The sequence below is a fragment of the Shouchella clausii genome (assembly GCF_002250115.1).
GTDB lineage: Bacteria > Bacillota > Bacilli > Bacillales > Bacillaceae_D > Shouchella > Shouchella clausii.
In genome coordinates, this window is sequence record NZ_CP019985.1 from 4446672 (window position 1) to 4459533 (window position 12862).

General features: G+C 45.5%; 10 protein-coding genes. 2 read left to right on the top strand and 8 right to left on the bottom strand.

Features of this window, described 5'->3' with window-relative positions:
• Positions 1-3: 3 nt before the first annotated feature.
• The 5 genes from BC8716_RS21910 to treP form a co-directional block, all read right to left on the bottom strand.
• The gene (locus BC8716_RS21910; RefSeq protein ID WP_094429073.1) at positions 4-1095 is read right to left on the bottom strand and encodes a nitric oxide synthase oxygenase; all 1092 of its coding nucleotides are present in this window, start codon (positions 1093-1095) and stop codon (positions 4-6) included.
• 52 nt (positions 1096-1147) lie between these two features.
• Positions 1148-1633: a glutathione peroxidase gene (locus BC8716_RS21915; protein WP_094429074.1), complete on the bottom strand. Its 486-nt coding sequence runs from the start codon at positions 1631-1633 to the stop codon at positions 1148-1150.
• Between the two features lie 112 nt (positions 1634-1745).
• The gene (gene treR / locus BC8716_RS21920) at positions 1746-2459 is read right to left on the bottom strand and encodes a trehalose operon repressor (protein ID WP_094429076.1); all 714 of its coding nucleotides are present in this window, start codon (positions 2457-2459) and stop codon (positions 1746-1748) included.
• A gap of 9 nt (positions 2460-2468) precedes the next feature.
• The gene (treC, locus tag BC8716_RS21925) at positions 2469-4139 is read right to left on the bottom strand and encodes an alpha,alpha-phosphotrehalase (RefSeq protein WP_094429077.1); all 1671 of its coding nucleotides are present in this window, start codon (positions 4137-4139) and stop codon (positions 2469-2471) included.
• A 131-nt stretch (positions 4140-4270) separates the two neighbouring features.
• Complete coding sequence (gene treP / locus BC8716_RS21930; protein WP_094429079.1) at positions 4271-5704, bottom strand: PTS system trehalose-specific EIIBC component; 1434 nt, start codon at positions 5702-5704, stop codon at positions 4271-4273.
• A 285-nt stretch (positions 5705-5989) separates the two neighbouring features.
• Between treP and BC8716_RS21935 the strand changes: the two genes are divergently transcribed.
• Together BC8716_RS21935 and BC8716_RS21940 are read left to right on the top strand one after the other, a co-directional pair.
• Positions 5990-7600 (top strand): gamma-glutamyltransferase family protein, encoded by a 1611-nt coding sequence (locus tag BC8716_RS21935; RefSeq protein ID WP_094429080.1) that lies wholly within the window; start codon positions 5990-5992, stop codon positions 7598-7600.
• A 185-nt stretch (positions 7601-7785) separates the two neighbouring features.
• Positions 7786-9318 (top strand): glycoside hydrolase family 10-like protein, encoded by a 1533-nt coding sequence (locus tag BC8716_RS21940; protein WP_094429082.1) that lies wholly within the window; start codon positions 7786-7788, stop codon positions 9316-9318.
• A 33-nt stretch (positions 9319-9351) separates the two neighbouring features.
• On the opposite strand, the gene BC8716_RS21945 is transcribed toward BC8716_RS21940, so the two are convergent.
• The 3 genes from BC8716_RS21945 to BC8716_RS21955 form a co-directional block, all read right to left on the bottom strand.
• A complete protein-coding gene (locus tag BC8716_RS21945) occupies positions 9352-10686 on the bottom strand; it encodes a polysaccharide biosynthesis protein (protein WP_094429083.1) in 1335 nt (444 codons plus the stop codon).
• 118 nt (positions 10687-10804) lie between these two features.
• On the bottom strand, positions 10805-12193 hold the full coding sequence (locus BC8716_RS21950; protein ID WP_094429085.1) for an alanine/glycine:cation symporter family protein: 1389 nt from the start codon (positions 12191-12193) through the stop codon (positions 10805-10807).
• 126 nt (positions 12194-12319) lie between these two features.
• Positions 12320-12862 carry a glycerol-3-phosphate responsive antiterminator gene (locus BC8716_RS21955; RefSeq protein ID WP_094429086.1) on the bottom strand — a complete coding sequence of 181 codons (543 nt, stop codon included), beginning with the start codon at positions 12860-12862 and terminating at the stop codon, positions 12320-12322.

Sequence of the window (12862 nt, forward strand, 5' to 3'; positions counted from 1 at the left end):
CCTTTAATGTTCTTCTTTTATCCCTTTACTACAATAGGGTGGCTTTTCGTGGAAGTAATTCGGCGAAACGATGCGATTATCAAACGATTGGTGAAAAATGTCCGTCTGCGCTGGGGACATCGGCGGGATTAGCCACGTCCAGTCTCCTGTCACGTCGCGCCCTGCTTCTGTTTCATTGCCAATAAAACGTTGAAACTGTTTTGCTGCTGTATGATGATCGACAATGCTTATGCCTTGCTCTTGATACGAATAGAGAACAGCACGGTTTAATTCGACAAGCGCTTTGTCGCGCCATAGCGATGCTTCCCGCTCCATGCTGATTCCGAGCACGGCGGCCACTTCTGGCAAGCGGTTATAGCGAAAATCATCGGCTAAATTGCGGGCGCCGATTTCCGTGCCCATATACCAACCGTTAAACGGCGCTGCGTAATAAGAAATGCCGCCAATTTCAAGGCGCATATTTGATACAAACGGGACTGCGTACCATTTAAGGTTCAGTCTAGCAAATGCTTTGTTATCAGGGTGGACAAGCGCCACTTCTTTAATAAGATGCTCTGGGATAGGGAATAGTTGAGGGGGACGTGTCCCTACCGATATGACTAGGGGAAGCACATCAAAATCGCTCCCTGCGCCAACCCAGCCAAGCTGCTTGCAAATATCCGTTAATTCAAGGGAAGCAGGATCGCCAATAATGCGGCCATCACTGCGATAGCCTGCGTAACGGACAAGTTGCGCATTCCAAATACGGATCGAGGCCCCTTGTTTGAATACCGTAATGGTTGGAATGACTTTTCCACCGTTTGTTGCATATTCCATATGCCTAAAAAGGGCTTGTGCGACCGCTTCTTCTGTATGTGCTTTCCGTTCATCAATAACGGTAAGCCGTTCCCAAAACAGGCGGCCAATGCAACGATTGCTGTTACGCCAAGCGAGCCTCGCCCCAAATGCAAGCTCCTCAGCGGTATGCTCGTATGTGCCGTCTGTACGGATCGCTTCGCAAACGTCGTGTATCCGCGCTTCTTTGCCGTCTAAGCGATGCTCCTCGTAAAAAAGGGAAAGAAACTCAACAGCCTCATCTTCCATACGATTTGCCATATTGCCGTCCTCCTAAAAAAACTGTGCAGCGTCCTAAGCTGCACAGCCTTTTCTATGCATCGGCCTTCAGTTCTTCGATGACATCTGCTTCAATCGTTTCCGGTTTTGTGGCAGGCGCATAACGCTTAATGACTTCGCCTTTTCGATTGACGAGAAATTTCGTGAAGTTCCATTTAATCTCTTCGCTCAACATTCCCTTTTTGGCCGCTTTCAAATAGTTGAACAACGGGTTGGCATGTTTGCCTTTCACATCTGTTTTCGCAAACAGTGGGAACGTAACGCCAAAATTGATTTTACACACCTGTTCCATGTCTTCGTCGGCAACCGGCTCCTGGTTTAAAAATTGGTTGCTAGGAAAGCCGAGCACATAAAAGCCTTTTTCCTTATAGTCATTGTACAGTTTTTCAAGCCCTGCAAACTGTGAAGCAAAGCCGCATTTAGTGGCAGTGTTGACAATGAGCAATACATTGCCTTTGTAAGTTGATAATGACACCTCTTGGCCATCACTCGTCTTAACCGAATAATCGTACACAGACAAACGGGTTCTCTCCTTTATTTTTTAGTATACTGCGGTTTGGCACCGATTAAAACCCATTTGTTTGACCAGTCGAGCAGCAGCTAAATCGTCCCCTCTAAAAACTGCCATCGATTTAAGGGTTGCGTCTGGCAAAATCAACAAATCGGAAGCGGTCAGCACGGTGGCGCGACTCTGTGTACTGGAAAGGCACGGCATTGTCAAAATACGTATAGCTTCTGACAACGACTACGCGGCCGCTTTCATCGAGGTCAAGCATGGCCTCGTCTTCCTCCGTCGCCGCTTCAACGACAATTTCTTTTTTGGCAAAGCTGATGGCAAGGCCTAATTGCTTCTCAATGTAGGCATAAATGCTGCCCGCACAAATGTCTTTCGTTAAACCAGGGACAAGTCTGGAAACAAATGTGTCCTTATCCAATATAATCCGTTCCCCATCAATGAAGCGAATTCGCTCCACTTGCCAAACTTGCTCTCCTGTTTCAATTTCCAACTTCTTTGCCATTGTTTCATCTGCTTTAGCAGCTGTAAAGCAGACGACATCGGTCTTAGCTTGCAAACCAAGCTTTTCATTTAGTTCTTGGAAGCTTGCAACCCCTGAAACCGGGAAATCGAGGCGGGCGACATCGAGTACAACAGAACCTCTGCCTTGTATCTTTTGAATATACCCGTGTTCTGATAACATTTTCAGTGCTTTGCGAATCGTTTCCCTTGATGCTTGGAACATCTCTGTCAGTTCGTTTTCAGAAGGCAACGTTTCGCCAGGAGCATAAACACCGCTATTGATTGCTTGTGTGAGCGCTTGATAAATCGATTGAAACTTGTTTTTCACGTGCTTCTCTTACTCCTTCAACTGGAATGCCACCGTTTCATAAGGCTTGAGCGAAAATGTTTTTTCCAGTTTTCGTTTTTGGTTGTAGTTGCCTATTAACTGCGTCGCTTTTAATGATACCAGATCTTCTGGGCATTCAAAATCGCAATTTACAGGGTAAAAATTTGAAACAACAAGGAGTTTCTCCGTGCCATCCGTGCGCACGTATGCAAATACATGGTCATCTTCAGGCACAAGCAAGCGGTAATCACCTGTTGTCACGATTGGCAGCTTTTTGCGCAGCGCAATGAGCTTTTGATAAAAATAAAAAATCGAATTCGGGTCACTGAGCGCTTTTTCGGCATTGATCTCCTTGTAATTGCTGCTCACCTTTATCCATGGCGTTCCCGTTGTAAAACCGGCTTGCTCGCTTGAATCCCATTGGACCGGCGTCCGCGAGTTATCCCGTGATTTCTGTTTAAGGATCGCGAGAATATGTTCTTCAGGCACGCCCTCTTCTTTTAAGCGATCGTAGACATTCAATGACTCTACGTCGCGGTAATCGTCGATGCTTGTAAAATTCGGGTTTGTCATGCCGAACTCTTCACCCTGATACACATACGGCGTCCCTTGCATGAAATGGATTGTCGCAGCCAACATCTTCGCTGATTGGTTATGGTATTCGTGCTCATCGCCATAACGGCTAACGACCCGCGGCTGGTCGTGGTTGCACCAAAACAACGCATTCCATCCTCCGCCCTCATGCATGCGGACTTGCCATTCCGATAAAATTTGTTTTAGCGCTTTAAAATCAAAATCAGCAACAGCCCATTTTTCTCCATTCGGATAATCTACTTTTAAATGGTGGAAATTAAACGTCATAGACAGTTCACGCTGCTTTGGATTTGAATAGCGAATGCAGTCTTCAATCGTCGTTGAAGACATTTCGCCAACGGTTAGGCTATCATACTTGGCTAATACTTCTCGGTTCATTTCCTGCAAATATTCATGGACACGGGGGCCATCTGTGTAAAATTTGCGGCCGTCACCTGGCGCTACTGACCCATCATCATCAGGGAAGCGTTGGTCTTTTGATATTAAGTTAATGACATCAAGACGGAAGCCATCAATGCCTTTATTAAACCAAAAATGCATCATCTCGTAGACATGCTTGCGCAGTTGTTCGTTTTCCCAGTTTAAGTCTGCTTGCGTAACGTCAAACAAATGCAAGTAGTAATCACCTGTCGCTTCATTGTATTCCCACGCAGAACCGCCAAACTTCGATTGCCAATTTGTTGGTGCGCCTCCGTCTTTGCCTTCTTTCCAAATATAAAAATCACGGTACTTCGCCTGTTTGCTTAGCTTCGCATTTTTAAACCACTGATGTTCAGTCGACGTATGGTTAACAACCAAGTCCATAATTAGCTTCATTCCCCGTTTATGGGTTTCACTCAGGAGTTTTTCGAAATCAGCCATCGTCCCATAGTCTTCATGGATCGCATAATAATCGGAAATGTCATAGCCATTGTCATTTTGCGGTGAAGCATAAATAGGCGTTAACCAAATGACGTCTATGCCTAGTTCTTTTAAATAGTCTAGCTTTTCAATGATCCCTTGCAAATCGCCAATGCCATTTCCCGTCGTATCGTTAAAGCTTTTAGGGTAAATTTGATAAACTGTACTTGTTCTCCACCATTCCATTTGTGTTTATCCACCTTTCTCTGTCTCTATTTACCACCAGTTTAGCACACTTGTATATACAAGTTCAAAAAAGGAACTGCTAAGCAGTTCCTTGAGGTTGTCGACAAAGTCATAACCGCACTCAGATTGTCTTAATTGTCTTCTTGCAAACTTTTTGGATGACGGAGTCTGCCGTATAACAACGTAATGAGGAATGGCAGCACAATCACGATCGCCATGCCAATAAAGAATGGGATCCAGTCTGTTGGACGAATCGATACAAAGCCAGGCACGCCCCCTACGCCGATCGAATTGGCGATGACGTTTTGCATGGTAATAAACATACCGGCGATTCCAGCACTTACAATTGCCGCAAAAAACGGGAAGCGGAAGCGCAAGTTGACACCGAAAAGGGCTGGTTCTGTAATGCCGAGCCAAGCTGATAAACCTGATGTCCCTGCTAGCCCTTTTAAATTGGCGTTTTTGACGACAAAATACATCGCAAACGCAGCTGAACCTTGGGCAATATTAGACAGCGCCAAAATTGGCCATAAGAACGTGCCGTTGCCTGAACCAACGAGTTGCAAATCGACAGCAAGGAATGTATGGTGCATCCCCGTAATGACAAGGGGGCCATAAATAATCCCGTATAAGAAACCTGCAATCCAAGGCAGTGTCGCAAACAGCCAAATAAAACCATCAGCAATCCAATTACCGATTGCAAATGTAAGCGGCCCTACTGCAATAAATGTAATGAAACTTGTTATGAGCAATGCTAACGGAGCGACCGTCAGTAAATGGAAAGCATCTGGTATCCGTTTGCGCAAGAACAGTTCCAACTTCGCTAAAATGATCGATGCCACAAATACAGGAAGCACTTGCCCTTGATAGCCAAGTTTATTAATTTCAAGACCAAATAAATTCCAAGTTGGGATTTCCCCCGCCTCACGGGCAGCGCCATAATCCCATGCGTTTAACAAAGCAGGATGGACTAGAATTAGGCCCATCACAATTCCAAGCAATGGGTTGCCGCCAAAACGTTTGACTGCAGACCAGCCAATCAGTGCCGGCAAAAATGTGAACGCTGTATTAGCGATAACGTGGATAATATCGGCAAAATCAGCCCACTGTGGATGAACGTCAATAATGGACGCTCCTGTGTAAAAGATATCATTCCCCGTTAAAATGTTGTTAATGCCCATTAACAAACCAGCTGTGACAATCGCCGGCAAAATCGGGATAAAAACATCCGCCAGCACTTTAATTGCCCGTTGCAAAGGGCTTCCTTTTTTGGCGGCTTCCGCTTTCACCTCGTCTTTGCTTTGCTCCTCGCGCCCTGTTAGAGCCATCAATTCCTTATATACTTTGTCTACAACACCATTGCCAAGAATGATTTGGAATTGGCCGCTCGCAGTAAACGTTCCTTTAACTGCTTCAATGGCTTCTAAGCCGCTTGTATCTACTTCGTTTTCATCTTTAAGCACAAGCCGAAGCCGTGTTACGCAATGCGTTGCCGAAGAAATATTTTCCTCGCCACCTATAGCGGCAAGAATCTGTTCCGCCGTTTCACGGTAGTTAATTGCCATCTGTTGCTCCTCCTCTGTCAGCGTTTTCAAAACGCTCATTTTCCATGTATCCTCGGAATTTGTATATACAAATATGGATGATAACGCTTTAATGATAACCTGTATATACAAATTCGTCAATAGGTTCAACTTGGCCTTTAGCCAATTCCACTATCTATTTTGAGCAAAAGTGCTTTATTTTACTTCTGAGAAGTTAAAAAAACAGATCCTATTCGGTTTTGCCTTAATATACATAGATTCCGATTCCATGGTACAATCGACTTTATGATAAGGAGGGACTTTGAAATGAATCATGATCCACACTTGCATCCATACCCATCAACTCGAATGCCTGTTTATGCAAAAAATGGAATGGTGGCGACATCGCAGCCTTTGGCAGCACAAGCAGGGCTAGAGATTTTGAAACAAGGCGGAAATGCGATTGACGCGGCGATTGCGACTGCTGCCTGTTTGACCGTTGTCGAGCCTTGTTCGAATGGGATCGGCGGAGACGCGTTTGCGATTGTATGGACGGAGGGCAAACTCCATGGCTTAAATGGGAGCGGTCCTGCCCCTGCCTCGATTAGCATCGACAAAGTAAAACAAAAAGGGTTTGAGGAAATCCCTAAATATGGCATGATCCCTGTAACTGTGCCTGGCGCTCCTGCAAGTTGGGCAGCGTTGTCTGAACGTTTCGGCAAGTTGCCTTTGCTTGATGTGTTACAGCCTGCCATTCGCCATGCTGAAGAAGGGTTTGCCCTCTCCCCTACTGTTGCAAGACAATGGAAAGCAAGCTATGACAAATTTAAAGCGGAGAACAAATCGGAAGAATTTCAAGCTTGGTTTGAGACATTTGTTCCAAACGGCCACTTGCCAAAGGCAGGAGAGATTTGGAAATCGCCACACCATGCCGATACATTGAGAAGCATTGGCGAAACCAAAGGAGCTTCCTTCTACAAAGGGGACCTCGCTGCAAAAACGGCTGCTTTTTTCGAGAAACATGGCGGCTTCTTATCGAAAACCGATTTGGAAAATTTCCAGCCAGAGTGGGTGGAGCCAATACATGTGAACTACCGTGGCTATGATGTGTGGGAAATCCCGCCAAACGGCCAAGGACTCGTAGCTCTTATGGCACTGAATATGCTTAACCAAGTTGATATTGGTGATAAAGAAGCGGTAGACACGTACCATATGCAAATTGAAGCAATCAAACTGGCGTTTAGCGATGGCCAAAAATATATTACAGATACAAACAATATGAGTGAAAAAATCGAAGACTTATTGAGCGATACATACGCTAAAGAACGGCTTCGCCTCATCTCAAATGAAGCAATGCTGCCAACTGCCGGAAAGCCTAAGGCAAGCGGCACGGTTTACTTAAGTACAGCCGATGCTGACGGAAACATGGTCTCATTTATCCAATCCAATTACATGGGCTTTGGGTCAGGGCTAGTTGTGCCTGGTACAGGGATTGCCATGCAAAACAGGGGACATAATTTTTCGATGGATCCAAACCACGACAATTGCTTGGCCCCGAATAAACGGACCTATCATACGATTATCCCTGGCTTCCTCACAAAAGATGGGAAACCAATTGGCCCATTCGGAGTGATGGGTGGCTTTATGCAGCCGCAAGGACATGTCCAAGTCATCATGAATACAATTGACTTTCAACTGCATCCACAAGCAGCGCTTGATTCACCACGTTGGCAGTGGGTCGAAGGCAAGAACATTCTATTAGAGCCGACATTCCCTCGCCATATTGCGGAAGCGTTGGCCCGTAAAGGCCATAACATTACAATTGCCAATGACACGATGCCGTTCGGACGGGGCCAAATCATTTGGAAAGACGAAGAAAAAGGCACCTATGTAGGAGGAAGTGAGTCAAGAACAGACGGGGCGGTTGCACCTTGGTAACACATTAAACAAAACTGCCAGCTGGCTGACAAACATAAATGTTGTCGGCTGGCTTTTTCTATTTCTGAAGCTCCATATTTTGCCCGTTTTTTGTTGTCTCCCTATTATCCCAATACAAAGAAGCTAGTCATTGCTCTACACTTGAAAGTAAGCAGGTTGCTGCAAATAAATTGGGAGGCGATCATATGAAACAATTGGGAATGGGCTTCTGCTTCACACTCGGGCTGCTTGCCTTCGGGACAGAGGACACACTCGCACAAGAAGAACTCTCGCCAAAACGGGAAATGCGTGCAGTTTGGATCGCCAGCGTCAACAACATTGATTGGCCGTCGCGTGCTGGCTTATCGGCTGAGCAGCAGCAAACAGAGTTTGTATCTATGCTGGATGAAACAAAAGAAATGGGAATGAATGCAGTCGTTGTCCAAGTAAAACCGACAGCAGACAGTTTTTATCCATCAGAGTACGGGCCGTGGTCTGAATATTTGACAGGACAACAAGGCCAAGACCCCGGTTACGATCCCCTCGCCTTCATGGTTGAAGAAGCCCATAAACGCAACTTAGAATTCCACGCATGGGTGAACCCGTACCGGATTACGATGAACCATACAGACATCAACCGTTTAGCCGACGGCCACCCTGCCAAAGAACATCCAGATTGGGTCGTCGCCTATGGAAACCAACTTTATTTTGATCCAGGCTTGCCGGAAGTACGGCAATTTCTCGTAGACGCTGTCCGTGAAATCGTCCAGAATTACGACATCGATGCGATTCATATGGATGATTACTTTTACCCTTACCCGATCGCTGGCCAAGACTTCCCAGATGATGACTCCTTTGCGGAACATGGTAGCGACTTTACAGACAGGGGAGATTGGCGGCGCCACAATGTGAATACGCTTGTTGCCTCCCTCCAGCAAGCAATCAAAGACGAAAAACATTATGTGAAATTTGGCATTAGCCCATTCGGAGTCTGGCGCAACAGCAGCACCGACCCAACTGGTTCTCATACACGAGCCGGCGTAGAAAACTATGATGATCTTTACGCCGACACCCGCCATTGGATCCAAAACCGCTCCGTCGATTATATTACTCCGCAAATTTATTGGAACATTGGGTTTGAGGCGGCAGCGTTTGACATCCTTACAGATTGGTGGATTTCAGAAACAGCGGGTTCCCATACTCATTTTTACGTCGGGCAAGCCGCATACAAAGTAGGCGTCAATGATGTACCGGCATGGCATGACCCTGAGGAATACCCAAGGCAAATTGCTTATATGCGCGAGCGCCCAGACGTAAAAGGCAGCATCCACTTTAGCTTAAAAGACTTGCGTGCCAACCGCCTCGGCGTTAAAGACCGGCTTACAGAAACAGAATATCAGCGCCCGGCGCTGATTCCAGAAATGCCGTGGCTGGCTGGAACTGTGCCGAAAAAACCGACAAACGTTGATTTAGTGAAACAAAAGAATGGGACTATGCTCACCATCGCTGATCCTAAAAATGAGCATGCGGCTTATTACGCCATTTACCGATTTGACGGCCAAAAAGCCGGTTCTTTGGAAAGCAATAAAAACTTAATCGCCACTGTCCGCAAAGATGGACAGGAAACAACGTATACGGATCACGAAGCAGCGGCAAATCAAACGTACACATACGTCGTCACTGCGTTGGATCGCCTTCATAATGAAAGCAAAAACGGCAAGAAAGCTAAGCAAAATTAGAGGTTGCTTCCCCCTTTTAAAGGGGGAGTGGTCTTATTTAAATATCCAGCTTTCTCCTGGACGCATCAGCGCGTTTAAATTTAGCTTTTTGCAAATGGTCACATAATGCAACGAGGTAAGGAGCACAGCGCCCATATTCATTCCTAATATGATGCCGTCCATTTTCAAGCTTGGCATCGAGCCAAGGGCAATCATGAGGCAAAACGAAACGGTTGTCGCGTATAACGAATGCAAGAACGCGTCCTTGACTAAGCCGATGCCAATTAAATAGGCTTGCAGCGGCGTTGAAAAATAATGGAATAAGAAATAAGGGATCAATACTTGCAAGTAGCCTGCTGCTGGAGAAGGGCCAAAAAAAGCGGTTGTAATCGGTTCTGCAAAGAAAAAGAAGGCGAGCACGACGGGTGCACCATAAACAACTGTTACGAGCAACGACAGCCGTAAATAATGATGGAGCACATCGTAATGGCGTTTTGCATAAGCATCCGATACGATTGGAATGAGCACAACTAACAAGGCGTGGGCAATAAAAGCTGGAAAAAAGCCGATTGTAAAGGCAATGCCAGACAATTTCCCATACTGGACCATGGCCACGCTTTCGATCATGCCTGCATTGGACAATGCTTTCGTAATTAAAAAAGGTTTAATCGCAAATGTAGCGGAGTGAAAAATGCGCAAACCTGTTGTTGGCAATGACACTTGCAACAGTTTTTGATAAACCTCTTTTTTGGGCCCTTTTTTCTGGACATGTGCTTTTTTCGTCTCTCGTATTTTGCCTATAAATACAATAACCAAATAAATTAACACAAACAGTTCGCTTAATTTTAATGCTAGCAACGCCATAAAAATAGCGATGTTGCTTTCAAAGGAAAACAATTTAAACACAATGAGCAAACCAGCTAATTGCGTCGACCGCTTCAATAAATTGGCCACAGCAATTTTCCCTGTTTCCTGGGCGCCCATCAAATACCCTCTTGCCACTGACGAAAACGTAATGATTGGTACGAGCAGCACCAACATCCATCTGACGCCTGCATGATAAGAATGAAGCACACTTAAATGGGGCAATACAATCAAGGCACCAATCATGACGGCAAGAGCACAAACGAACGCGAGCTGCAGCGCTTTGCCGAGTACATGCCAATGGTAAACAGGTTCTTTCTCGGCAATTAACTTAGATACAGAAACGGGTAATTCAATGCTTGCAAGGACGACAACAAATAGCATTGTTGGCAAGATCGCCATGTACAAACCGAACGCTTCATCGCCGAGCTCTCTTGCCAATACAACGTTGATCATAAACTCCAAACATTCCCCTACAAACGCCGCAGCGCTCAGCACGAGAACCCCTCGAAAAAACGTATTCACCGTTCATCTCTCCTTTTTCTCTCTATACAGGCTATGAGACAAGTTTTTAAAATATGGGTATGTTTTTGAAAGCATAAAAAAGGACTGCGCTCGGGTGAGTGCAGTCCTCTTTTCGTTATTAATCATCCCATGTGCTGGCATTTTTTAAACCGGGAATGTTTTTGCTTTTAAAAACAGGATTTTTGCCTTGTTGACGTTGGCTCTGGTAATCCGAAATAACCGCAAACGAAATCCCGCCGATTAGCAGAATCGCCATTAAGTTGACCACAGTCGTAAAGGCCATAAACACATCAGCTAAAGACCAAACGAGTTCAATCGCAGCAAGGGAGCCGAAAACGACCATAGCGACGACTAGCAAGCGGTAGACTTGCAGCCAAATGGTCCCCTCTTTAATGAATGCTAAATTGGTTTCGCCATAGTAGTAGTTGCCGACAATCGAAGTGAACGAGAAAAAGAAAATCGCAATCGCAATAAACGGCACAGCCCAACTGCCAACGAACTCGCTCAATGACGCTTGTGTTAAGGCGACGCCATCTACCCCGTCTCCAGCGGTTTGATAAACATCCGTAAGCAAAATAACAAAAGCAGTCGCAGAACAAATGATAATCGTATCAAAAAACACACCTAAAGATTGCACGAGCCCTTGCTTGACTGGATGGGATACATCGGCTGTCGCGGCGGCATTAGGGACACTTCCCATTCCAGCTTCATTGGAAAACAATCCTCGTTGCGCACCGACAAGGAGCCCGGCAAAAATGCCGACTGTCGCCTCTTTCAACCCAAAAGCATGACCGATAATAAGGGCAAACATATGGGGGATTTCTTGGTAATTGCTGACAACGACAAAAAAGACGACACCAATATAAGCAACGGCCATAATCGGCACGACAATTCCTGAAAAGACGGAAATCGAACGAATGCCGCCAAAGATAATAACGCCCACTGCAAGAGCAATGACGATGCCGACAGTTAGTCGGTTTAGCCCAAATGCTTCATCCATAGCAATGGCAATCGTATTTGCTTGCAGTGAATTAAAAATAAACCCAAATGTGACAGCAATTAATAAAGCAAATATGACGCCAAGCCAGCGTTTGCCAAGGGCCTTTTCAATATAATAGGCAGGGCCGCCACGGAACTGGCCGTCGCGCCTTTCTTTGTACACTTGGGCAAGCATGCTTTCTACAAAGCCAGTAGCCATGCCGATGGTCGCAATCACCCACATCCAAAAAATCGCGCCAGGGCCTCCTGTTGTAATCGCAATCGCCACACCTGAGATGTTTGCTGCGCCTACTCGCGAAGCGGCGCTAATACAAAACGCTTGAAAAGCAGAGACTTCTCCCTTCCTCTCCTTTTTCTCGGTGACAGCTCGAAACATTTCAGGAAACATCCGGATTTGCACAAAGTTTGACCGGAACGTTAAGTACAGGCCAACGGCAACTAAAGAAAACACGAGAAAATAGGAAGTAATCCCATTCATGCTATCTACGATTTGTTGAACAACTTCCATAATAGCTCCACCTTTGCTTCTCCCAAAAATATGGTTTTTTCCTTAAGCATCATATCACATTTTTTGCTATTTAAAAGAAAACGCCCTATTTAGACTTTTTTCGAATCGTCCAAAAGGGCCTTTTCTTCAAAGCCATAACTCTTGATTGGAAGCAGTCACAGCCTGAGCTCCCGCTTTAATGGCTTGCTTTGCATCTTCCATCGTCTCAATTAAGCCGCCAGCAATGACCGGTATCCCCGTTTTCCTATGGACACGGCCAATGTAGTCGGGCAAAATGCCAGGCAAAAGTTCGATCACATCAGGTTTTACTGTTTCAGCAAGATGATAGCTCGTTTCAAGCGCAAGCGTGTCGAGCAAAAAGACACGTTGAATCGCAAGAATGCCATTCTTTTTTGCAATCCGAAGCATATCGCCCCGTGTTGATATTAATCCAGCTGGACGAATCACTTGGCAAAGAAATTCAGCAGCAGCCTTATCGCTTTTTAAGCCTTGGATTAAATCAGCATGGAGAATCGGTTTTTTATTTCCCTCGCGTGCTCTTTTTTTTACGGACGCTAGTTTAGACAAGTGCAAATCCAAGACAACGAAATATTCATGGCTGCTGTTCATAATAACCTCGAAATCTTTCATTGTCTTGATTGCTGGTAAAATCGTTTGGCCGCCAAACAT